This window comes from Variovorax sp. Varisp46, from assembly GCF_059491885.1.
In genome coordinates this window covers 3,255,652-3,277,248 of record NZ_CP168515.1, presented here as the reverse complement: position 1 = coordinate 3,277,248, position 21,597 = coordinate 3,255,652, and the positions used below count along the sequence as shown (strand labels likewise).

The following is a 21,597-nucleotide window of genomic DNA, read 5'->3' as shown; positions in this document are numbered from 1 at the left end:
TCACGCTCCGAAAACCCGCCCTGCCGAGGCCCTGTATTGCTCCTTCCTTCTCTGGGGGAAGGCTGGGATGGGGGCGGGCAGGGCGCTCCATGGATGCGCCGCCGTGCCCCCACCCCAGCCCTCCCCCAGCGGGGGAGGGGGAAATACCCCGAAATCAGAACGCGGGGATCAGCGAACCCTTGAACTGCGTCTCGATGAAGCTCTTCACCTCCGGCGACTGGTACGCCGCCACGAGGCGCCTGGCCCAGGGCTTGTCCTTGTCGGCGCGGCGCACCGCGATCAGGTTGGCGTACGGGCTCTTGGCGGCTTCCTTGATGACGGCGTCCTTGTTCAGCGACAGACCCGCCTTCTCGGCGTAGTCGTTGTTGATGGCGGCGATGGTCAGGTCGTCGAGCGAGCGCGGCAGCTGGGCTGCGTCGAGCGCCACCAGCTTCAGCTTTTTCGGGTTGGTCACCACGTCGAGCGGCGTGGCGGTGTTGTTCTTCACGGCCTCGGGCTTCAGCGTGATGAGGCCGGCCTGCTGCAACAGCAACAGCGCGCGATTGCCGTTCGACGGATCGTTCTGGATGCCGACTGTTGCGCCGTTGGGCAGCTGGTCGACGGCCTTGATCTTGTGCGAGTAGAAGCCCAGCGGCGCGGTGATGGTCAGGCCGACGGGCACGATGTCGAAGCCGCGCGCCTTGTTCTGGTTGTCCAGGAAGGGCTGGTGCTGGAAGGCGTTGGCGTCGAGGTCGCCCGAGGCCAGCGCCGCGTTGGGCAGCTGGTAGTCGTTGAACACCACGACCTGGATGTTCAGGCCGTCCTTGGCGGCAACCTTCTTGACCACCTCGAAGATCTGCTCGCCGTTGCCGACGGAGACGCCGACCTTGAGCGTGTTCTTGTCCTGCGCGAAGGCGGTGTTGCCGGCAAGGAGGGCGGCGGCAAGCGTGGCCAGGACGAGGGTGCGGCGGCGAAAAGTGCTGTGCATGTTGTTGTGCGAAATCAAAAAAAAGAAGGCGCGAATGTGGCATTGCGGACGCCGTTTGGAAACGAACCAATGCGCATATCCATATGGCGCCTATCGGGTCACACCTTTGTGCCCTTATGTGTTCAAAGGCATAAGCAAGCGCCGATTTGTTCGTTCCCTTTCGTTGCCTTTCTTTTCATACTCGACACTTTTTCGCGAACCTACGCGACCAGCGCGCCGCGCGGGCCGCGCCTTTTTTCCATGACCCAACCTACGCCTGACGCGGGCCGCGACATTCACGCGGCGCCAGTCATCCGTCTTCAATCGGTGCAGAAGTCCTTCGCCTTGCCCAACGGCGAGGTGTTCGACGCCGTGCACTCGCTCTCGCTCGACATCCACCAGGGCGACGTGTTCGGCCTGATCGGCAAGAGCGGTGCCGGAAAATCGACACTGCTGCGTCTCATCAACCTGCTGGAGCGGCCCGATGCGGGCAAGGTGCTCGTCGGCGGGCGCGACCTCACCACGCTCTCGCGCCGCGAGCTGCGCGACACGCGTCAGAACATCGGCATGATCTTCCAGCAGTTCAACCTGCTGCAGAACGCCACGGTGTTCGACAACGTGGCCTTCCCGCTGAAGATTCACGGCCGCCACTCGAAGGCCGAGATCGATGCCCGTGTGCGCGAGTGCCTGGCGCTTGTGGGCCTGGCCGAGAAGATCGACACCTACCCGGCCCAGCTCTCGGGCGGGCAGAAGCAGCGCGTGGCGATTGCCCGCGCGCTGGCGCCGCGCCCGCAGGTGCTGCTGTGCGACGAGCCCACCTCTGCGCTCGACTCGGAAACCACGCGCTCGCTGCTGGAGACGCTGCGCGGCATCAACCAGAAGATCGGCGTGACCATCGTGATCGTCACGCACGAGCTGTCGGTGGTCGAGGTGCTGTGCCGCAACGTGGCCATCCTCGAGAAGGGCCGGCTCGTGGAGCAGTTCGCGGTCGATGCACCGGGCGAGGAGCGCAAGACCGCGCTGGGCCGCGAGATCGACGAATTGGTGCGTCGCCGCGAACGCGAGGCGCGCCTGCCGGTCGTGCCGCGTCCGGCTTCGGTGCAGCGCAACGCGCTGGAGGCGGCCTATGTTTGAGAACATCGCCCCCATCCTCCCGGAGCTGTGGGTCGCCACCGGCCAGACTTTCATGATGCTGGCCATCGGCCTCTCGGCCGCGGTGCTCATCGGCGGGCCGCTGGGCATCCTGCTGTTCCTGCTGGGGCCCGGCCAGTCGCTGGAGAACAAGCCCGCGTTCCTGGTGCTCAACTGGCTGGTGAACACGGTGCGTTCGTTCCCTTTCATCATCCTGCTGGTGGCCTTGGTGCCGTTCACGCGGGTGATTGCGGGCACGTCGATCGGGCCGTTTGCGGCTGCGGTGCCGCTGTCGTTCGCGGCCATTCCGTACCTGGCGCGGCTGGTCGACCAGTGCCTGCGCGAAGTGCCGCGCGGCGTGATCGAGGCGGCGCATGCCATGGGCGCGACCGAGCTGCAGATCGTATGGCGCGTGCTGCTGGTCGAGGCACGTTCGGGCCTGGTGCTGGCGCTGACGGTGCTGGCCGTGAGCTTCCTCTCGTACTCGGCGGTGGCCGGTGTGGTGGGCGGTGGCGGCATCGGCGACCTGGCCATCCGCTATGGCTACTACCGTTTCCAGACCGACGTGATGGTGCTCACCGTGGCGCTGCTCGTGGTGCTCGTACAGATCCTGCAATTCGTGGGCAACACCACGGCGAGCAGGCTGGACAAGCGTTGATTCTTTTTTTCTCAGCTTTCCCTATCCCATGAAAACCGCATTCCTGCGCCGTTCCGTTCTCGCCCTGTCCCTGGCTGCCGTCTCGCTCGGCGGCCTCTCGCTGCAGGCCCACGCGCAAGACCCCGCCAAGAAGAACCTTGTGATCGGCGGCACCGCCGGCTCCAACGCCGACCAGCTCAAGGCCGGCATCGTGCCCATCCTCGAGAAGAAGGGCTACAAGGTGAAGCTGGTCGAGTTCAACGACTACGTGCAGCCCAACCTCGCACTGGCCCAGGGCTCGCTCGACGCCAATTTCTTCCAGCATCAGGTCTACCTGAAGAAGTTCGCGGCCGACCAGAAGCTCGACCTGGCCGAACTGGTGCAGGGTCCGATCGCCCCGATGGGCGTGTATTCGACCAAGCGCAAGACGCTGGCCGACGTGAAGGAAGGCGACCGCGTGACGCTGCCGAACGACCCGAGCAACCTGGCCCGAGCGCTGGTGCTGCTGGAGCAGAACAAGCTGATCACGCTCAAGCCCGGCATCGACGTGTTGCGCTCGACGGAAAAGGACGTGGCCGAGAACCCGAAGAAGCTGAAGTTCATTCCGCTCGAAGCCGCGCAACTGCCGCGTTCGCTGGGCGACACTGAGTACGCCATCGTCAACGGCAATTTCGCGATCTCGTCGGGCCTGAAGCTCACCGAAGCCGTGGTGCTGGAGAAAACGCCGGACTACTATCTGAATGTGGTGGCCGTGAAGACCGCCGACAAGAACACGCAATGGGCCAAGGACATCGCCGAGGCCTACCGGTCGAAGGAGTTCAAGGCGGTGGTCGACAGCAAGTTCCAGGGCTACGCCAAGCCCAGCTTCCTGCAGTAACTTCGCAGACAACAAAGGACGCCCCATGCCAGTGCTCGCCGTATTCGATGCCCAAGGAAGCTGGCGCGACACGCATATGTGCGACGGCTGGATCACCGAGCACCTGTCCGGGCAGGGCGTGAGTTGGGGGCGTGGCAAGAAGAAGGGGCAGCGCGTGCTGGAGAGCGCCGGGCTGTTCTATGTGCCGACCGCCGACGGTTACCTGGGGCTGCTTGTCGAGGCCGGCGAATGGGTGTCGGTGCCGGACGGCAAGCCGCACTTCTTCGATGCGGGCGAGGTTGAGTCTTTCGACGCCTTGCCTGCTTCGTTGCCGCTCTTCGAGGCTTTCGTCGAAGAAGTTCTCTCGCTGACGGGCAACGACGCTGACGAAGAGTAGAGGCGGCGGCGCGGGTATGGTGCGCCCTTGTTCGGGGCGCGTGCACAGGCCGCCGGGTATTGCCCACCGCGAATGTCCCCCGGCCTTCCGCCGCTTCCTTTCTTTATTTCGCTGCGGGGAGCGCCCGACGCCCTATGCACCTGGGCACGCTGCCGGTGCTTGCCGATCAACGATGGCTCTGAACGATCACGTCGATTGTCGCGGCGCAGATGGACAGCCTCGACAGCGAGCCGAGCCGCGGTTGAACAAGAGGCGGGCTCAGGCCGCCAGGAACGCTTCGATCATCCGCGCCACGCGCTGCGGCTGGTCGTGGTGCAGCATGTGACCCGCGTCTTCGAGGCGCTCGATGCGGCTGTTGCCGACCGACTTCAGCCGTTCATGGAATTCGTCGAGCGTGAAGCGGTTCTTCCACCAGCCCTGCAGGCTGTCGTCCGCGGCCTCGACCATCAGCAGCGGTGCGGTGATGCGCGCATACAGCGCAAGCGTTTCGTCGACCCGGAAGATGTGGGCGTTGACGATCTTGTGCGCCGCCTCGCCGAGGATCTGCCAGCGCTCACCGCCATCGGCTTGCGCGTGGTTGGCCGCCCAGTGGCTGGCGAGCCACTGGGCCTTGTCGGGCGTGAGGCGCGGGTTGGTCTTCATGAGGCGGCGCGCGACGCCGTCCACGGCCGAGTAGCCGGCCAGCGCCATCTCGCCGCGGTGCAGGCGCTTGAGTTCGTCGATCCACTGGCCGTAGCGCGCGGGGGCTTCCTCGGGCTTGCGCGCGGGCATGCCGAAGCCTTCGAGGTTGACGAGGCGGCGGATGCGCTGGGGCCGCACGCCGGCGTAGTGCATGGCGACGTTGCCGCCCATGCTGTGGCCGACGAGATCGACTTGCCGTGCGTTGTCGCCCTCGCCAGCGTAGTGGTCGAGCAGCCATTCGAGGTCGGCCAGGTAGTCGGCGAGCCAGTAGTTGTCGACGCCGCCACCGTCCGTGAGGCCGAAGCCGCGCCAGTCGGGAGCGATGATGAAGCGCTCCTGCTCCATTGCATCGACCACGAACTGCCACGACGCCGCCACGTCCATCCAGCCGTGCACCAGCACCAGCGGCGGTCGCGCATCGGAGGGCTGGCCCCAGAGGCGCACGTGGTAGCTGAGGTTGCGCACGGGCACGAATTCGCTGCGGGAGGGGCGGAGGACTTGGTACATGGGCGCCGATGATAAAGAGGCCTTTGTGCTGACGCAGTCCGGCGCACGACAGCCGGCCGCCACGGAATGCCCGGGTTTTGGTGCAGCGGCCAGCGGGTTGCGGGTCGGGGCGGTAGCATCCCGCGCATGAAAAAGATCCAACTTGGTCAAAGCGACCTGCACGTCACCCCGATCTGCCTCGGCACGATGACCTTCGGCGAACAGGTCGACGAGCCCACCTCCCACGCCATCCTGAGTCGCTCGCTCGAGCGCGGCGTCGACTTCATCGACACCGCCGAGATGTACTCGGTGCCCGCGCGCAAGGAAACCTACAGCGTCACCGAAACCATCATCGGCAACTGGTTCGCCGCCAACCCCGGCGCGCGCCAGAAGCTGGTGGTCGCGACCAAGGTGGCCGGCCCGTCGCGCGGCATGCCCTGGGTGCGCGAAGGCAATGGCATGACGGCGGCCGACATCGAGGCCTCGTGCAACGCCAGCCTGAAGCGGCTGAAGACCGATGTCATCGATCTTTACCAGATCCACTGGCCGGAACGCCACGTGCCAATGTTCGGCAACATCTACTACGACCCGGTGAAGGAAACATCGCAGACTCCGATCCAGGAGCAGCTCGAAGCGATGGGCAGGCTGGTGAAGGCGGGCAAGGTGCGCGCCATCGGCCTGTCGAACGAAACGCCCTACGGCGTGCACGAGTTCGTGCGGCTGGCCGAGCAGCACGGGCTGCCGCGCGTGGCGACGGTGCAGAACGTGTACAGCCTCATCAGCCGAGGGCACGAGAATGCGCTGGACGAGACGATGCACCGGCTGGGCGTGTCGCTGCTGGCGTATTCGCCGCTGGCCTTCGGCCTGTTGACGGGCAAGTACGACCAGAGCGGCATCGAGGGGCCTGATGCGCCCAAGGGCGCGCGGATCTCGAGCTATGAATCGGTGCGCAAGCAGCGCTGGGGCCGTCCCGATTCGCTGCGTGCGGCCAGGCGCTACAACCAGCTGGCACGCGACAACGGCCTGACGCCGACCCGACTGGCGCTGGCCTTCTGCTACACGAAGTGGCAGGTGGCGAGCACGATCATTGGCGTGACCTCGTTGGCGCAGCTGGAAGAAGACCTGGACGCGTACGGCACCACGCTGTCGCCCGAGATCCTGGCGGAGATCGACAAGATCCGCTGGGAAATCCGCGACCCGGCGGCGTGAGCAAGAAGACCCACGTGTCCGAAACGCCCGCAACGCAGTTGTTGCGGACGCACAAGGTCGCGTTCACGGAGCATCCCTACGAGTACGTCGAGCACGGCGGCGCGCAGCGCGGCGCCGAGATGCTCGGGCTCGACCCGTTCACCGTCATCAAGACGCTGGTGATGCAGGACCAGGACGCCCGGCCGCTGATCGTGCTGATGCACGGCAACCGCACGGTGTCGACCAAAAACCTCGCGCGGCAGATCGGCGCCAAGTCGGTCGAGCCCTGCAAGCCCGAGGTGGCGCAGCGGCACAGCGGCTACATGGTGGGCGGCACGTCGCCGTTCGGCACGCGGCGCGAGATGCCGGTGTACGTGGAGGCCACTGTTCTCGAACTGCCGAAGATCGTGCTCAACGGCGGGCGCCGGGGCTACCTGATCGGCATCGATCCGCAGGTGTGCGTGGCGCTGCTGGGCGCGAAGCCCGTGCAGTGTGCGCTGGCAGAATAGCCGGCGGCGGTCGTCGCCGGATAGAACAACAACCATCTCCGCGGAGCGCCGCCTTGAGTTTCAACTTGCCTTCCCTCATCGCCATCGTGGCGTCGTACCTGATCGGCTCGCTGTCCTTCGCGGTCATCGTGAGCAAGGCGCTCGGCATGGCCGATCCGCGCAGCTATGGCAGCAAGAACCCCGGCGCCACCAACGTGCTGCGTTCGGGCAACAAAGGCGCGGCGTTGGCCACTCTGCTGCTCGATGCGCTCAAGGGCTGGGTGCCGGTGTTCTTCATCCACCGGTTCGGCGCGCAATGGGGGTTGGGGGAGGATGTCGCCGCCCTGGCCGGCCTGGCTGCGTTCCTCGGCCACCTTTACCCGGTGTTCTTCGGCTTCCAGGGCGGCAAGGGCGTGGCCACCGCGGCGGGCGTGCTGGTGGGCATCGCGCCCTGGCTGGGGCTGGCGACCGGCGCCACATGGCTGATCGTCGCGGTCTTCTTTCGTTACTCGTCGCTGTCGTCGCTGGCGGCCGCCTTCTTTGCGCCGGCTTACTATCTGATTGGCGGCGGCATTGCGTGGCCACTCGACCGCACGGTGCTGGTCGCGATCATCGTCATGAGTTTGCTGCTGATCTGGCGGCACCGCGAAAACATCCGCCGGCTCGCGGCCGGCACGGAGTCGAAACTCGGCTCGAAGAAAAAGGCTTGAAAACACCATGGCTTCCATCACCCGCTTCCACGTCGGCCCCCGCCTTTCCGAGACGGCCGTGCACAACGGCACCGTCTACCTCGCGGGCCAGGTGCCCGACGACACCACGCAGGACATCCGCGGCCAGACCGCGCAGGTGCTGGCCATGGTCGACCGCCTGCTGGCCGAGGCCGGCAGCGACAAGTCGCGCATCCTCATGACGCAGATCTTCCTGGCGGACATCACCGACATCACCGCCATGAACGAGGTGTGGGACGCGTGGATTCCGGCCGGCAATACGCCGCCGCGCGCGACCGTGCAGGCCAAGATGGCCAATGCGGCCTACAAGATCGAGATCGTCGTAACGGCCGCGCAGGCCTGACACCTGGGCTTCAATAGCGTTTTTCGAGGACCATCTGGTCCGCGTCGCGCCGCATCGAGAAGCGGTTGATGAAGCTGTTGCCCAGCAGCACGAAAGGCATGGCCTGCGGTGAGACGATGGCGTCGATGTCGTAGACCTCGACGTCGCCCACGCGCACCGATTGCAGGCGCAGCCGGTAGCCTTGCGCCTGCCCGTTGGCGGTGTTCATCACGACGCGCTGGCCCTTGCTGTAGTCGAGCCCGATGCGCAGGGCATCGTCGGCCGACAGTGCGATCGACGTGGCGCCCGTGTCGAGCATGAAAGTGACGGGCCGGCCGTTGATGGCGCCCTGTGTCATGAAATGCCCGCGGCTGTCTGCCGACAGCACGACGCGGCTGCCCCCACCGCCCGTTCCACCCCCGCCACCGATGCTGACCGGCGTGTCCATGCGCAGGTTGACGCGCTTGCCATCGAGTTCGACCACGGCCTGCTCGGCCTGCAGCGACACCAGTTTCACGCCCTGGTAGCTCTCGCCAACCGCGATGGTCTTGGGCGGGTTGCCGTTCACGATCAGGATGGCGCGGCTGCCGATGCTGCCGGTCAGGGTCACCGAGCCGGCGGCGTGCGCCACGGCAGCGGCAGCCAGCAGCTGCGCTGCGACGACGAGCGCTTTCATGCGGCCGGGCTCAGTCGCGGAAATTGTTGAACGTGAGCGGCATGTCCGGCACGTCCTTCTTGATGAGCGCCATGGCGGCCTGGAGATCGTCGCGCTTGGCGCCGGTGATGCGCACCGCGTCGCCCTGGATCGCGGCCTGCACCTTGAGCTTGCTGTCCTTGACGATGCGGGTGATCTTCTTGGCCTGCTCGCTCTCGATGCCGCTCTTGATCTTGATGACCTGCTTGACCTTGTCGCCGCCCATCTTCTGGACGTCGCCCTTGTCGAGGAAGCGCACGTCGACGCTGCGCTTGGTGAGCTTGCTGCGCAGGATGTCTTCCACCTGCACGAGCTGGAACTCGGCGTCGCCGATCATGGTGATTTCCTTGTCCTTGAGCTCGACGGCAGCGGCCGTGCCCTTGAAATCGAAGCGCGTTGCGATCTCCTTGGCGGTGTTCTCGACCGCGTTCTTCACTTCGGGCAGGTTGGGCTCGCAGACGGTATCGAAGGACGGCATGGACTCTCTCCTGAATTCACTTGGGCTGGATGCGACAATTCTCCCATGATCGTGGAGTCCAACGTCCCGCTGCAGCCCTACAACAGCTTCGGCATCGTCGCGCGTGCGCTGCATCTTGTGCGCATCGCCAGCGAAGCCGACCTGGTCGCGCTGCACGCCGACGCGGCATGGCGCGATGCGCCCCGTTTCGTGCTGGGCGGCGGCAGCAACATCGTGCTCACGGGCGACGTCAAGCCGCTGGTGCTGAAGATCGAGATCAAGGGCCTGCGGCTGGTGGAAGAAACCCCGCGCGCCTGGATCGTCGAGGCCGGTGCCGGCGAGAACTGGCACGACGCCGTCGAATGGATGGTGCGCAGCGGCTACCCGGGGCTCGAAAACCTGGCGCTGATTCCGGGCACGGTGGGCGGCTCGCCGGTGCAGAACATCGGCGCCTACGGTGTCGAACTGCAGGACCGCTTCGAGTCGCTCGACGCCTACGACCTGGAAACCGGCCGCAGCTTCACGCTCGATGCCGCGCAGTGCGCCTTCGGCTACCGCGATTCGGTGTTCAAGCACGTGCGCAGCGGCCCGAACGACTTCGGGCTGGCGGGCCGGGCGGTGATCACCCGGGTGCGATTCCGTTTGCCCAAGCCGTGGAAGGCCGTGGTCGGCTACCTCGACCTGGAGCGCAAGATGGAAGAAACCGGCAACTTCACGCCGGACGCCCAGGACATCTTCGACTGGATCTGCGCCATCCGCCGCGCCAAGCTGCCCGACTGGCGCGTGCTGGGCAACGCCGGCAGCTTCTTCAAGAACCCGACGGTCACACCCGAGCAGTGCGCCGACATCATTGCGCGTGACCCGAAGATCGTGCACTACCCGATGGCCGACGGCAGCATCAAGCTTGCGGCCGGCTGGCTCATCGACGCCTGCGGCTGGAAAGGCAAGTCGGTGGGCAATGCCGGCGTGTACGAGCGGCAGGCGCTGGTGCTGGTCAACCGCGGCGGTCGCGAGAACCCGGTGACGGGCGGCGAGGTGATGACCCTGGCCAAGGCCATTCAGACCAGCGTGTACGAGCGCTTCGGCATCCGGCTGGAGCCGGAACCGGTGGTGGTCTGACGGCATGGATCTCGACTTCCTGCACCTGAACTTCCGCCGCCGCATCGGTGCCCTCGTGTGGGCCCGGCGGGCGGTGCCGCTCGTCGCGCTGGCCGCCGTGTTCCTGGGTTCGCGCCGCTGGGGTTCGGTGGTGGCCGTGATCGTGGTGGCGCTGCTGTTCTCGGCGGTGCTCAAGTTCCTCGAAACCAGCCTGCGCCGCCAGTTCATCCGCGAGGCCCGGCTGCCGTCGTTTCTCATCGGCAAGCTGCGCGAGGCGCATCCGCAACTGAGCCGGCGCGACGCCGAGCTGGTGCTGCGCGGCCTGCGCCAATTCTTCATGTCGCACCTGCGCAGCGACCGCAAGTTCGTCGCCATGCCTTCGAAGGTGGTCGACACGGCGTGGCACGAGTTCATCCTGCACACGCAGGGCTACCAGAACTGGTGCAAGGCGGCCTTCGGCGCCATGCTGCACCACAGTCCGGCCGAGGTGCTGGGCAAGGACGCGCGGCGCAACGACGGCCTGCGCCGCACCTGGTACTGGGCCTGCAAGGAGGAGAGCATCGATCCGCGCAAGCCGGCGCGGCTGCCGCTGCTGTTTGCGCTGGACATCAAGTTCGCCATTGCGGGCGGCTTCCACTACGTGCCCGATTGCCGGGCGGTCGAGCGGCATATCGGCTCCGATGCCCAGTGCGGTACCAGCTTCGGCGAATCGTCATCGTCGGATGGCGGTAGTGCGGGCGATGCGGGCGGGTTCGGCGGCAGCGAATCGAGCAGCAGTGGCGGGGATGGCGGCTCCGGCGATGGCGGGGGCTCGTCCGACGGCGGGGGCGGGTGTGGCGGCGGCTGCGGAGGAGGCGGCGGGGACTGACACCCGCGCGCCAGGAAAACGGGCCCCGAGGGGCCCGTCGTCGTTTCTGCCTCCGAGGAGACAGGGCGCTGCGATCAGCTCGCGTCGCCGTCGTTGGCCAGCTTCGGCAGCGAAGCACCTTCGCTCGACGACAGCAGGCCGACCTGCGTGTAGATCGCGAGCTTCTCGCGCGTATCGACGATGTCGAGGTTGCGCATCGTGAGCTGGCCGATGCGGTCCAGCGGCGTGAATGCGCCCTCGACCTTTTCCATGCTCAGGCGCTCGGGCTTGTACGTGAGGTTGGCCGACTCGGTGTTCATGATCGAGTAGTCGTTGCCGCGGCGCAGCTCGACCGTCACTTCGCCGGTGATGGCGCGTGCCACCCAGCGCTGCGCCGTCTCGCGCAGCATGATGGCCTGCGGGTCGAACCAGCGGCCCTGGTAGAGCAGGCGGCCGAGCTTGCGTCCGTTGTCGCGGTACTGCTCGATGGTGTCTTCGTTGTGGATGCCGGTGACGAGGCGCTCGTAGGCGATGAACAGCAGCGCGAGGCCGGGAGCCTCGTAGATGCCGCGGCTCTTGGCCTCGATGATGCGGTTCTCGATCTGGTCGCTCATGCCCAGGCCGTGGCGGCCGCCGATGCGGTTGGCTTCGAGGATCAGGTCGACCAGGTTCGAGTAGCGCACGCCGTTCAGCGCGACGGGCACGCCTTCCTCGAAGCGCACCGAGACGGTCTCGCGCTTGACTTCGACTTCGTCCTTCCAGAAGGCCACGCCCATGATGGGCTGCACGATCTGGATGCCGCTGTTCAAGTGCTCGAGGTCTTTGGCCTCGTGCGTGGCGCCGAGCATGTTCGAATCGGTCGAGTAGGCCTTCTCGGCCGACATCTTGTAGGCGAAGCCGGCCTTCTGCATGAACGCCGACATCTCGGCGCGGCCGCCCAGCTCGTCGATGAAGGCCTGGTCGAGCCAGGGCTTGTAGATCTTCAGGTTGGGGTTGGTGAGCAGGCCGTAGCGGTAGAAGCGCTCGATGTCGTTGCCCTTGTAGGTGCTGCCGTCGCCCCAGATGTGGACGTCGTCTTCCTTCATGGCCGACACCAGCATCGTGCCGGTGACGGCACGGCCCAGCGGCGTGGTGTTGAAGTAGGTGACGCCGGCGGTGGTCACGTGGAAGGCGCCGGCCTGCAGCGCGGCGATGCCTTCGTTGGCCAGTTGCACGCGGCAGTCGATCAGGCGGGCGTTCTCGGCGCCGTAGAGCATCGCCTTGCGCGGGATCTCGTCGTAGTCCGGCTCGTCGGGCTGGCCGAGGTTGGCGGTGTAGGCGTAGGGGACGGCGCCCTTCAGCTTCATCCAGTGCAGCGCTGCGCTGGTGTCCAGGCCGCCCGAGAAGGCGATGCCGACCTTCTGGCCGGCGGGTACGTTTTGGAGGATGGTCGACATGTCAGGAGGTCCGGTTTCAGCCGAAGTGGCAGATGTAGCTGTAGGGCTCGCCGGCCACGCGAATCTGGAAGCTCGAGTTGCCCGGCACGTTGAATTTCTGGCCCGGACCCGAGGCGATCCATTCGGCGCTGCCCGCGAGCTGGTATTCGCAGCTGCCGCCGGTGCCTTCCATGATTTCAGGCGCGCCGGTGTTGAAGGTGAGGGTGGACGGCAGGATCACGCCGACCGATTTCTTCGTGCCATCTGCCAGCGTGAGGCTGTGGCTCACGCATTTGCCATCGAAATACACATTGGCCTTGGTGGCCACTGCGGCGCTGTTGAGGGTGTCGGTAGTCGTCATTGGATGGCGCCGGCGCGGGAGCGGTCGGCAAATCGAGGACGCACCGCACCAGCGGCGCACCCGTCAAGGGTTGGAAAAGTCCTCGATTTTAGGGGCTCGGGCGGCTTGGGCCGCCGGTCAGCGGCTCAACGGTGCCAGCCGCGGTATCCGCCACCCCAGCCGCGGTAGTAGCCACCGCCCCAGCCGCGCGAATAGCCGAGGTTCAGCGAGATGCCGACCGGCGGATAGACGTAGGGATAGGCATAGGGGTACGGGTAGGCTGGCTGCACGTAGACGGGAGCGGCATACACCGGCGCCGGCTGGTAGACCGGCGCGGGAGCGTCGGAGACCACCACGCCCGGCTCGGGCACCACGCTGTCCCATGGCGAGCCGCCATACTGCGGATAACCGTTGCCGTTGTCGGCTTCGACCGGATAGGGCTGCAGCTGCGACTGCGGCGCCACCGGTGAGGTCGTCACGCCGTAGGCGTTGGCCTGGATCGAAATGGTCGCGCCGGGCCGACTGTTCATGCGGGTGGTGTACTGGCGGCCGTTGTATTCATAGGTGACGTTGTAGTTGACGTCGCTGCCGGTCGTTTCGCGGATCGGCGTGGCGGAGATCACGCGGGCCTGGACCACCTGGTTCTGCTGGGCGTGCACGAGCCCGGTGCCGGCGGCCAACGCTGCGGCCGCGGAAATCCCGGCGAGGGTGCGAAAAACATGCGTATTCATGGTGTGTTTCTCCTGCAGATCGGGGTTGGAGGCCGGGCAGGCAGGCCGGGTTCCGGCGTTTACACGGCGTTGGCAGCCCAGGCGTCGGCGTCGAACCCTGTCGTAACGGGTTTTTTCGCCCCCCAGTTGACCACCGGCCGCTTGATCAGGCTGGGGTTGGCCAGCAGCACGGCGCGGGCCGAGCCGGCATCGACCACGCCCTCGCGGGTGGCGTCGTCCAGCTTGCGCCAGGTGGTGCCCTTGCGGTTGACCAGGGCCTCCCATCCGGGCTTTTTCAGCCACTGGTCGAGCTCGGCCTCGGGCACGCCCTGTTTCTTGAAATCGTGGAAGGTGTAGGCCACGCCATGTTCATCGAGCCAGGCGCGGGCGCGCTTGACGGTGTCGCAGTTCGGAATGCCGTATAGGGTTGTCATGGCCGCGATGATGCCCCGGGCGGCCAGTCGGCGACAATGCCGGCCTCCATGGAAACCCTTAACGACTGGCTCGCGCGCGCCGAGCAACTCCATCCCAAGAACATCGAACTCGGGCTCGAGCGCGCCAAGGAAATGGCGCAGCGCCTCGGCCTGCGCTTCAACTGCCCCGTCATCACGGTGGCGGGCACGAACGGCAAGGGCTCGACCTGCGCCATGCTCGAATCGATCCTCACGCACGCGGGCTATCGCACGGCGGTGTTCACCTCGCCGCACCTCGTGCGCTTCGAAGAGCGCCTGCGGCTCAAGGGCGAAGCCGTCGATGCTTCCAAACTTATAGCAAGCTTCGAAGTGGTGGAGAAGGCGCGGGGCGACATGCCCCTGACCTACTTCGAGTTCACCACGCTCGGCATCCTGCATTGCATGACCGAGGAAAAGCCCGATGTGGCGATCCTCGAAGTCGGCTTGGGTGGGCGGCTCGACGCGGTCAACATCATCGACGCCGACTGCGCGGTCATCACCAGCATCGACCTCGACCACATGGAATACCTCGGGCCCGACCGCGAAAGCATCGGCTTCGAGAAGGCCGGCATCATGCGGCCGGGCAAGCCCGCCATCGTGAGCGACCCGATGCCGCCGCAGAGCGTGATCGACCATGCGAACGCGATCGGCGCCGACCTCTGGCGCTTTGGGACCGACTTCAACGTGTCGGGCGACAAGCAGCAGTGGGGCTGGTCGGGCCGTGGCCGGCGCTACAGCGGGCTGGCCTACCCGGCGCTGCGCGGGGCCAACCAGCTCATCAACGCGGCCGGCGTGCTTGCGGCGCTCGAAGCGCTGCGCCCGCAACTGCCGATCACCGCGCAGGCCGTGCGCAACGGGCTCGCGATGGTCGAGTTGCCGGGCCGTTTCCAGATCGTGCCGGGCGAACCGGCGCTGGTGCTCGACGTGGCGCACAACGCCCATGCCGTGGCCGCGCTGGCCGAGAACCTCGATGCGATGGGCTTCTACCCCACAACGCATGGCGTGTTCGGCGTGATGGCCGACAAGGACCTTGCACCGATCCTCGCGCGTATCGGGCCGCTGATCGACCGCTGGTACTTCACCGACCTGCCCACGCCGCGCGCCGCCAAGGCGGCCGACCTGCTGGCCAGCTGGCAGGCGCAGAACACGCGAACCGACGCCTCGGGCAGCGTGTACGCGGCCCCGATGGAAGCGTTGCGCGCAGCCATCGGGCAGGCGGGGCCCGCTGATAGAATCGTGGTCTTCGGATCGTTCTTCACCGTGGGTGGCGTGCTCGAAAACGGCACCCCCCGGCTGCAAGCCAAACACCTGCTGCCAGGCGGCTGATCGTCGGGCTGTCCACACCATCTGGCACCACCTCGCTGCACTCCTTCAGGGATCGAACTTCATGGCGTTTTTCAAGTTCCGCACGCGCGGCCCGCAAGGCAACGAAGGACGCAGCGCCCCTGCCGCCGTCCCCGCGGAAAGTGTCGAAACCATGCGTCGGCGTGCACGCCACCGGCTGCTCGGCGCAGCGGTGCTGGTGCTGCTCGGCGTGATCGGCTTTCCGCTGCTGTTCGATACACAGCCGCGCCCCGTGTCGGTCGACATTCCCATCGAGATTCCCGACCGCAACAAGGTCAAGCCACTGCCCGTGCCCGTCGCGCCTGCGGCCACCACGAGCACCGCGCCGGCAGCGCCAGACAGCGGCAGCAGTTCGCGCGTGGCCTCGGCATCGTCCGGCGGCATGATCACCGAGACCGCCGACGGCACGGTGATCGAATCCGGCAGGCCCGTGCCCAGCACGCCGCCCGTCGCGGCCGCCGAGCCCAAGCCCGATCCCAAACCGGAGCCCAAGCCCAAGCCGGAGGCCAAACCCGAACACAAGCCGGAACCCAAACCCGAGCCCAAGCCGAAGCCCGAACCCAAGCCAGAAGCGAAGCCCAAGCCGGCCGACTCGGGCGATGCTGCCCGTGCCCGCGCGCTGCTCGAAGGCAAGCCGGTCGCGACGGCTGCCGCGCCGAAGCCCGCCGCCGATGAAGGCGGCCGCTTCGTGGTGCAGGTCGGCGCTTTCGCCGACGCCGACAAGGCGCGCGAAGTGCGCCAGAAGCTCGAGAAGGCCGGCCTCAAGACTTACGTGCACGTGGCCAAGACAGCCGACGGCGAGCAGCGCACGCGTGTGCGTGTGGGCCCCTTCGGTTCGCGTGCCGAGGCCGACCGCGCGGCGGAAAGGGTCAAGGGCTTGTCTTTGGCGGCTGCGATCCTCACGTTGTAAGAGCCGTCGCCTGCTGTTGCCGTGGCCTTGCTCGACTGGATCGCCGTCGCGCTCATCGGGGTGTCGATGCTGTTCGGCCTGATGCGCGGGCTGGTGTTCGAAGTGATTTCGCTGATCGGCTGGGTGGCGGCTTTCATCGCCGCCCAGTGGCTGGCTTCCGGCGTGGCGGCATGGCTGCCGTTCGGCGATCCGCAGGGGGCCTGGCGCTATCCGCTGGCCTTCGTGCTCGTCTTCGTGGCGGTGGTGTTCGGCGTGGGCCTGGTGGCGGCGCTCACGCGCAAGTTGATCACGGTCGTGGGCCTGCGGCCGGTGGACCGGATTCTGGGAGCAGCGTTCGGTGCGGCGCGGGGCGCGGTGGCCCTGCTCGTGCTGGCCGTCGTTGTTCATTTGCTGGTGTTGAGCGACAGTGCCTGGTGGCACGAATCGCGCAGCGCCATTGTTCTCGATGCGGCATTGCAGGGCCTGAAACCCGCGCTGCCTGAAAAGTTGGCAAGCTACCTGCCCTGAGAGGAATCGTTCATGTGTGGAATCGTCGGCGTTGTCAGCAACGCACCCGTCAACCAGCTGCTCTATGACGCGATGCTGCTGTTGCAGCACCGTGGCCAGGATGCGGCCGGCATCGTGACCTTGCTGGAACGCAAGTTCTTCATGCACAAGGCCAAGGGCATGGTCCGCGACGTGTTCCGCACGCGCAACATGCGCGCGCTGCCGGGCAGCGTGGGCCTGGGCCAGGTGCGCTACCCGACCGCCGGCAATGCCTACAGCGAGGAAGAGGCGCAGCCCTTCTACGTGAATGCGCCCTTCGGCATCGTGCTGGTGCACAACGGCAACCTGACCAACGCGCATGCGCTGCGCGCGGAGCTGTTTTCCACCGATCACCGCCACACCAACACCGAGAGCGATTCCGAGGTGCTGCTCAACGTGCTGGCACACGAACTCGAACGCTCGTCGCGCGGCGTGCCGCTGCACCCGGCCGAAGTGTTCGCCGCGGTCAAGAACATGCACAAGCGCCTGCGCGGCTCGTACGCCGTGGTATCGCTCATTGCCGGCCACGGCCTGCTCGCCTTCCGTGATCCCTACGGCATCCGCCCGCTGTGCATGGGCCGCAGCGCCGACGGCGCCGTGATGGTGGCCAGCGAATCGGTCGCGCTCGAAGGCTCGGGCCATGTGTTCGAGCGTGACATCGCCCCGGGCGAAGCCGTGTTCATCGACCTCGAAGGCAAGGTGCACTCGATGCAGTGCGCCGAGTCGCCTACGCTGAACCCCTGCATCTTCGAATTCGTGTACCTTGCGCGCCCGGACTCGGTGCTCGACGGGATCTCGGTCTACCAGGCGCGCCTGAACCTCGGCGAAACGCTGGCCAAGCGCGTGGTCTCGACCGTGCCGCCGAACCAGATCGACGTGATCATCCCGATCCCCGAGTCGAGCCGTCCGAGCGCCACGCAGCTCGCGCACCTGCTGGGCGTGCCGTACCGCGAAGGCTTCGTGAAGAACCGCTATGTGGGCCGTACCTTCATCATGCCGGGGCAGGGCGTGCGCAAGAAGTCGGTGCGCCAGAAGCTCAACGTGATCGCCAGCGAATTCAAGGGCCGCAACGTGCTGCTGGTCGACGACTCGATCGTGCGCGGCACCACCAGCCAGGAAATCGTGCAGATGGCGCGTGACGCCGGCGCGCGCAAGGTCTACCTGGCCAGCGCCGCGCCGCCGGTGCGCTACCCCAACGTCTACGGCATCGACATGCCGACCAAGGGCGAACTGGTGGCGCATGACCGCACGGTCGAGCAGATCCGCGAACTGATCGGCTGCGACGCGCTGATCTACCAGGACGTCGATGCCATGAAGCGCGCGATCGGCTCGCTCAACCCCAAGCTCGACGGCTTCGACGCCTCGTGCTTCGACGGCGTGTACGTGACCGGCGACATCGATACCGAGGCCATCTCGCGCATGAACGGCAACCGTCCCCGCGTCGAAGAGACCGAAGAGGATTCTTCGCGCCTCGCGCTTCCCAACCACAGCGAGTGAGAGCAGACGAAGTGACCGACGAAGAACGAACACTGCCGCCCGGGTTGCATCCGGAGACGCTCGCGCTGCGCACCGGGCTCGCGCCGAGCCAGTACGGCGAGCATTCCGACGCGCTTTTCCTGACCAGCGGCTTCGTGCAGCCCGATGCGGAAACCTCGATGCGCCGTTTCGCTGGCACCGAGCCGGGCTTCACCTACTCGCGCACCTCGAACCCGACCGTGACCAGTTTCGAGCAGCGTATCGCGGCGCTCGAAGGTACGGAAGCGGCGATCGGCGCTTCGACCGGCATGGGCGCGATTCTCATGATGTGCATGGGCCTGCTGAAGGCAGGCGACCATGTGGTCTGCTCGCGCTCGGTGTTCGGCTCCACGCTGAACCTGTTCGGCAAGGAGTTCGCCAAGTTCGGCGTCGAGACCACCTTCGTGTCGCAGACCGACGTGGCCGAATGGCGCGCGGCGGTCAAGCCCAATACCAAGCTGCTGTTTGCCGAGACGCCGACCAACCCGCTGACCGAGGTCTGCGACATCCGCGCGCTGGCCGATGTGGCGCATGCGGCGGGCGCGCTGCTGGCGGTCGACAACTGCTTCTGCACGCCGATCCTGCAGCGTCCGGCGGCGCTGGGCGCCGACCTCGTCATCCACTCGGGCACCAAGCACCTCGACGGCCAGGGCCGCGTGATGGCGGGCGCGATCTGCGGTCCCTCGAAGCTCATCGTCGATGTGTTCGGGCCCATCGTGCGCACCGCCGGCATGGCGCTGGCACCGTTCAATGCGTGGGTCGTGCTCAAGGGCATCGAGACGCTCGGCATCCGCATGAAGGCGCATTGCGCGAACGCGATGGACATTGCTCAATGGCTCGAGAAGCAGCCGGGCATCGCACGCGTCTACTATCCGGGGCTCGCCTCGCATGCGCAGCACGAACTGGCGATGCAGCAGCAGTCGGGGCAGGGCGGCGCGGTGGTGTCGTTCGACGTGGTCGGCGACTCGCCCGAGACGGCGCGCGCCAATGCCTTCCATGTCATGAACAGCACGCGCGTGGTGAGCCTTGCCACCAACCTCGGCGACGTGAAGACCATCATCACGCACCCCGGCACCACTTCGCATGGCCGCCTCACCGAGGCGCAGCGCCAGGCGGCTGGCATCGGCCAGGGGCTGATTCGCCTCGCGGTTGGCCTCGAACATGTCGAAGACATCAAGGCCGACATCGCGCGCGGCCTGAGCACCCTGAATCCACGATAACGAAATGACCGGCAAAGTACGCACCCGCATCGCCCCATCCCCCACGGGTTTCCTTCATCTGGGCACGGCACGCACGGCCCTCTACTCGTGGGCCTATGCGCGCCACCATGGCGGCGAGTTCGTGCTGCGCATCGAGGACACCGACGTGGCCCGCTCCACGCAGGACTCGACCGACCAGATCCTCGCGTCGATGCATTGGCTTGGCCTCGACTACGACGAAGGCCCGATCTACCAGATGCAGCGCCTCGAGCGCTACCGCGAAGTCGTCGCGCAGATGCTCGCGGCCGGCACCGCCTACCACTGCTATTGCACGCCCGCGGAGCTCGAGGAGATGCGCGAGGCGCAACGTGCACGCGGCGAGAAGACCTTGTACGACCGCCGCTGGCGCCCCGAGCCAGGCAAGGTGCTGCCGCCCGTGCCCGAAGGCGTGCCGCCTGTGGTGCGCTTCTGCAACCCGCCCGAAGGCGACGTCACGTGGAACGACCTCGTGAAGGGCGAGATCACGATCAACAACCGCGAGATCGACGACCTCATCATCCTGCGGCCCGACGGTGTGCCCACCTACAACTTCGCGGTGGTGGTCGACGACTGGGACATGAACATCACGCACGTGTTCCGCGGTGACGAGCACATCAACAACACGCCGTGGCAGATCAACATCTTCCGCGCGCTTGGTGCGCCGCTGCCCCAGTTCGGCCATGTGCCCGTGATCCTGGGCGACGACGGACAGAAGCTCTCGAAGCGCCGCGGCGCGGTGAGCGTCACGGCCTACGAAGAGAACGGCTACCTGCCCGAGGCCATGCTCAACTACCTCGCGCGCCTCGGCTGGAGCCACGGCGACGATGAACTCTTCACGCGCGAGCAGATGGTGAGCTGGTTCGACGGCTCGCACTTGTCGAAGAGCCCCGCGCAGTGGGACGCGGCAAAGCTTGCCTGGGTGAATGCGCAGTACATCAAGGCGAAGAGCGGCGACGAGCTCTCCCCGCTTGTTGCAGCACAGTTGCAAAAGCGCGGCATCGTCGCCGATGAACGTTTGCCTGCGATCTGCGCGCTGTTCAAGGACCGTTGCGACACCACGGTGGCGCTGGCGGGGTGGGCTGCCGCGTTCTATGCGGACATCGACGTGACCGAAGCCGATCGCGCGCAGCACATCACCGATGCAGTGAAGCCCGCGATTGCAACACTCGTTGAAAAATTGATGGGCGTGACCTGGGATAAGGCCTCAATCGCAGTTACCATCAAGGAAGTTCTCGCCGCACATGCATTGAAAATGCCGGTGTTGGCGATGCCAGTACGAGTGCTTGTGATGGGAACATCGCAGACACCGTCCCTCGATTCAGTGCTCGAAATTTTTTCCCGCGAAAAAGTTATCGAGCGATTGAAAAAGGCCTGAAAAATCGGGCTATAATTCGAGGCTCGACACCCACACGGGGGTATAGCTCAGCTGGGAGAGCGCTTGCATGGCATGCAAGAGGTCATCGGTTCGATCCCGTTTACCTCCACCATCAAAGTGTCGAGAAGGTTAGAGATGCTGATCGCAGCACGTCCAAGGTTTTGACCCTATCGTCTAGAGGCCTAGGACACCACCCTTTCACGGTGGCTACCGGGGTTCGAATCCCCGTAGGGTCGCCAGTTTCGCGCAAGTGAAGCAGGCACAAGTCGTCAGCACTTGGCTCCGCAAGGAGTGAACGTTGTCTACCAGGAGTGGTAGTTCAGTTGGTTAGAATACCGGCCTGTCACGCCGGGGGTCGCGGGTTCGAGTCCCGTCCACTCCGCCAATATTCATAAGGGTTAGCAGATAAGTATCTGCTAACCCTTTTGTCATTTGAGGCCTTCGTGTCCTAACGTTGCCCTAGATTTCCGACGATCCTGATCCGTTGTAGAAATGCGGCATCCGCGCATCGGGTTCACATCGTCGGCATCGACTTCAGGCAGTCTCAGAAGCCTGTCGGGCATGCGCCTCGTCGTGTGTGCCGTCGGCAGCGTTGGATCGGCGCGAAGAAGCCCAAGCGCTTCTTGAAGCAGATGAGCCGCCTGCAAAGTTCGTTGAGCTGCATGATCAGCGGCGACTTCTTGGCTTGATTCATCGTTGGTTTGAGCTCGCATGTGACCTTGCCCTTCGGTTTCCACGGCGGCGTCCAGTGCCGTCGTGGTATGTCCATCGGTTGCCGAGGATGTCTACTGAGCCCAACCTACCGCAGCAATGTGCA

Annotated in this window: 24 protein-coding genes and 3 tRNA genes; 19 read left to right on the top strand and 8 right to left on the bottom strand. The window is 65.9% G+C overall.

Going from position 1 to position 21,597, the window contains the following annotated elements; genetic code table 11:
* Nucleotides 1-154: 154 nt before the first annotated feature.
* Nucleotides 155-967 (bottom strand): MetQ/NlpA family ABC transporter substrate-binding protein, encoded by an 813-nt coding sequence (locus tag ACEN9N_RS15450; RefSeq protein WP_495653927.1) that lies wholly within the window; start codon nucleotides 965-967, stop codon nucleotides 155-157.
* Nucleotides 968-1,207: 240 nt separating this feature from the next.
* On the opposite strand from ACEN9N_RS15450, the gene ACEN9N_RS15445 reads away from it, so the two are divergent.
* The 4 genes from ACEN9N_RS15445 to ACEN9N_RS15430 are packed head-to-tail and all read left to right on the top strand — an operon-like array spanning nucleotide 1,208 to nucleotide 3,967.
* Nucleotides 1,208-2,080 carry a methionine ABC transporter ATP-binding protein gene (locus ACEN9N_RS15445; protein ID WP_495653926.1) on the top strand — a complete coding sequence of 291 codons (873 nt, stop codon included), beginning with the start codon at nucleotides 1,208-1,210 and terminating at the stop codon, nucleotides 2,078-2,080.
* Nucleotides 2,073-2,735, top strand: coding sequence for a methionine ABC transporter permease (locus ACEN9N_RS15440; RefSeq protein ID WP_495653925.1), 663 nt, complete (start codon nucleotides 2,073-2,075; stop codon nucleotides 2,733-2,735). Before ACEN9N_RS15445 ends, ACEN9N_RS15440 begins: the two co-directional genes overlap by 8 nt.
* A gap of 28 nt (nucleotides 2,736-2,763) precedes the next feature.
* A complete protein-coding gene (locus tag ACEN9N_RS15435) occupies nucleotides 2,764-3,591 on the top strand; it encodes a MetQ/NlpA family ABC transporter substrate-binding protein (RefSeq protein WP_007835546.1) in 828 nt (275 codons plus the stop codon).
* A gap of 25 nt (nucleotides 3,592-3,616) precedes the next feature.
* Nucleotides 3,617-3,967 carry a hypothetical protein gene (locus ACEN9N_RS15430; RefSeq protein WP_495653924.1) on the top strand — a complete coding sequence of 117 codons (351 nt, stop codon included), beginning with the start codon at nucleotides 3,617-3,619 and terminating at the stop codon, nucleotides 3,965-3,967.
* Between the two features lie 258 nt (nucleotides 3,968-4,225).
* Here the strand turns inward: ACEN9N_RS15430 and ACEN9N_RS15425 are convergent, their stop codons facing one another.
* Nucleotides 4,226-5,155 carry an alpha/beta fold hydrolase gene (locus ACEN9N_RS15425; protein ID WP_495653923.1) on the bottom strand — a complete coding sequence of 310 codons (930 nt, stop codon included), beginning with the start codon at nucleotides 5,153-5,155 and terminating at the stop codon, nucleotides 4,226-4,228.
* 126 nt (nucleotides 5,156-5,281) lie between these two features.
* Here ACEN9N_RS15425 and ACEN9N_RS15420 point away from each other — a divergent pair, with 126 nt between their 5' ends.
* The 4 genes from ACEN9N_RS15420 to ACEN9N_RS15405 are packed head-to-tail and all read left to right on the top strand — an operon-like array spanning nucleotide 5,282 to nucleotide 7,881.
* Nucleotides 5,282-6,343, top strand: coding sequence for an aldo/keto reductase (locus ACEN9N_RS15420; protein ID WP_495653922.1), 1,062 nt, complete (start codon nucleotides 5,282-5,284; stop codon nucleotides 6,341-6,343).
* Nucleotides 6,340-6,831 carry an aminoacyl-tRNA deacylase gene (locus ACEN9N_RS15415; protein WP_007835536.1) on the top strand — a complete coding sequence of 164 codons (492 nt, stop codon included), beginning with the start codon at nucleotides 6,340-6,342 and terminating at the stop codon, nucleotides 6,829-6,831. The genes ACEN9N_RS15420 and ACEN9N_RS15415 overlap by 4 nt, the downstream gene beginning before the upstream one ends.
* Nucleotides 6,832-6,884: 53 nt before the next feature.
* A complete protein-coding gene (gene plsY, locus ACEN9N_RS15410) occupies nucleotides 6,885-7,520 on the top strand; it encodes a glycerol-3-phosphate 1-O-acyltransferase PlsY (protein ID WP_007835533.1) in 636 nt (211 codons plus the stop codon).
* Nucleotides 7,521-7,527: 7 nt separating this feature from the next.
* On the top strand, nucleotides 7,528-7,881 hold the full coding sequence (locus tag ACEN9N_RS15405) for a RidA family protein (RefSeq protein ID WP_413316331.1): 354 nt from the start codon (nucleotides 7,528-7,530) through the stop codon (nucleotides 7,879-7,881).
* 10 nt (nucleotides 7,882-7,891) lie between these two features.
* Here the strand turns inward: ACEN9N_RS15405 and ACEN9N_RS15400 are convergent, their stop codons facing one another.
* Complete coding sequence (locus ACEN9N_RS15400) at nucleotides 7,892-8,536, bottom strand: retropepsin-like aspartic protease family protein (protein ID WP_413316329.1); 645 nt, start codon at nucleotides 8,534-8,536, stop codon at nucleotides 7,892-7,894.
* Nucleotides 8,537-8,546: 10 nt separating this feature from the next.
* Complete coding sequence (locus ACEN9N_RS15395; protein ID WP_007835529.1) at nucleotides 8,547-9,032, bottom strand: YajQ family cyclic di-GMP-binding protein; 486 nt, start codon at nucleotides 9,030-9,032, stop codon at nucleotides 8,547-8,549.
* 45 nt (nucleotides 9,033-9,077) lie between these two features.
* On the opposite strand from ACEN9N_RS15395, the gene murB reads away from it, so the two are divergent.
* The gene (gene murB / locus ACEN9N_RS15390; RefSeq protein WP_007835527.1) at nucleotides 9,078-10,130 is read left to right on the top strand and encodes a UDP-N-acetylmuramate dehydrogenase; all 1,053 of its coding nucleotides are present in this window, start codon (nucleotides 9,078-9,080) and stop codon (nucleotides 10,128-10,130) included.
* 4 nt (nucleotides 10,131-10,134) lie between these two features.
* Nucleotides 10,135-10,977, top strand: coding sequence for a glycine-rich domain-containing protein (locus ACEN9N_RS15385; protein ID WP_495653921.1), 843 nt, complete (start codon nucleotides 10,135-10,137; stop codon nucleotides 10,975-10,977).
* 74 nt (nucleotides 10,978-11,051) lie between these two features.
* Here the strand turns inward: ACEN9N_RS15385 and argG are convergent, their stop codons facing one another.
* The 4 genes from argG to ACEN9N_RS15365 form a co-directional block, all read right to left on the bottom strand.
* Nucleotides 11,052-12,392, bottom strand: a complete 1,341-nt coding sequence (argG, locus tag ACEN9N_RS15380) for an argininosuccinate synthase (RefSeq protein ID WP_413316036.1) — start codon at nucleotides 12,390-12,392, stop codon at nucleotides 11,052-11,054.
* Nucleotides 12,393-12,408: 16 nt separating this feature from the next.
* Entirely contained in the window at nucleotides 12,409-12,732 is a 324-nt protein-coding gene (gene ppnP, locus ACEN9N_RS15375; protein WP_495653920.1) for a pyrimidine/purine nucleoside phosphorylase, read from the bottom strand.
* 125 nt (nucleotides 12,733-12,857) lie between these two features.
* Complete coding sequence (locus ACEN9N_RS15370; protein ID WP_495653919.1) at nucleotides 12,858-13,442, bottom strand: hypothetical protein; 585 nt, start codon at nucleotides 13,440-13,442, stop codon at nucleotides 12,858-12,860.
* 59 nt (nucleotides 13,443-13,501) lie between these two features.
* Entirely contained in the window at nucleotides 13,502-13,855 is a 354-nt protein-coding gene (locus tag ACEN9N_RS15365; protein WP_413316039.1) for an ArsC family reductase, read from the bottom strand.
* Nucleotides 13,856-13,891: 36 nt separating this feature from the next.
* Between ACEN9N_RS15365 and folC the strand changes: the two genes are divergently transcribed.
* From folC to ACEN9N_RS15320, 9 genes are all read left to right on the top strand, one after another.
* The gene (gene folC / locus ACEN9N_RS15360) at nucleotides 13,892-15,199 is read left to right on the top strand and encodes a bifunctional tetrahydrofolate synthase/dihydrofolate synthase (protein WP_495653918.1); all 1,308 of its coding nucleotides are present in this window, start codon (nucleotides 13,892-13,894) and stop codon (nucleotides 15,197-15,199) included.
* Between the two features lie 61 nt (nucleotides 15,200-15,260).
* Entirely contained in the window at nucleotides 15,261-16,127 is an 867-nt protein-coding gene (locus ACEN9N_RS15355) for an SPOR domain-containing protein (RefSeq protein ID WP_495653917.1), read from the top strand.
* Between the two features lie 21 nt (nucleotides 16,128-16,148).
* A complete protein-coding gene (locus tag ACEN9N_RS15350) occupies nucleotides 16,149-16,634 on the top strand; it encodes a CvpA family protein (protein ID WP_007835514.1) in 486 nt (161 codons plus the stop codon).
* A 12-nt stretch (nucleotides 16,635-16,646) separates the two neighbouring features.
* Nucleotides 16,647-18,149, top strand: a complete 1,503-nt coding sequence (gene purF / locus ACEN9N_RS15345; RefSeq protein ID WP_007835511.1) for an amidophosphoribosyltransferase — start codon at nucleotides 16,647-16,649, stop codon at nucleotides 18,147-18,149.
* Nucleotides 18,150-18,160: 11 nt separating this feature from the next.
* Entirely contained in the window at nucleotides 18,161-19,387 is a 1,227-nt protein-coding gene (locus ACEN9N_RS15340; protein WP_413316064.1) for an O-succinylhomoserine sulfhydrylase, read from the top strand.
* A 4-nt stretch (nucleotides 19,388-19,391) separates the two neighbouring features.
* Nucleotides 19,392-20,780 (top strand): glutamate--tRNA ligase, encoded by a 1,389-nt coding sequence (gene gltX, locus ACEN9N_RS15335; protein ID WP_007835507.1) that lies wholly within the window; start codon nucleotides 19,392-19,394, stop codon nucleotides 20,778-20,780.
* A gap of 36 nt (nucleotides 20,781-20,816) precedes the next feature.
* Nucleotides 20,817-20,892, top strand: a tRNA-Ala gene (locus ACEN9N_RS15330).
* A 51-nt stretch (nucleotides 20,893-20,943) separates the two neighbouring features.
* Nucleotides 20,944-21,019 (top strand) — tRNA-Glu (locus ACEN9N_RS15325).
* 69 nt (nucleotides 21,020-21,088) lie between these two features.
* Nucleotides 21,089-21,165: transfer RNA gene (locus ACEN9N_RS15320), tRNA-Asp, on the top strand.
* Nucleotides 21,166-21,597: the final 432 nt, after the last annotated feature.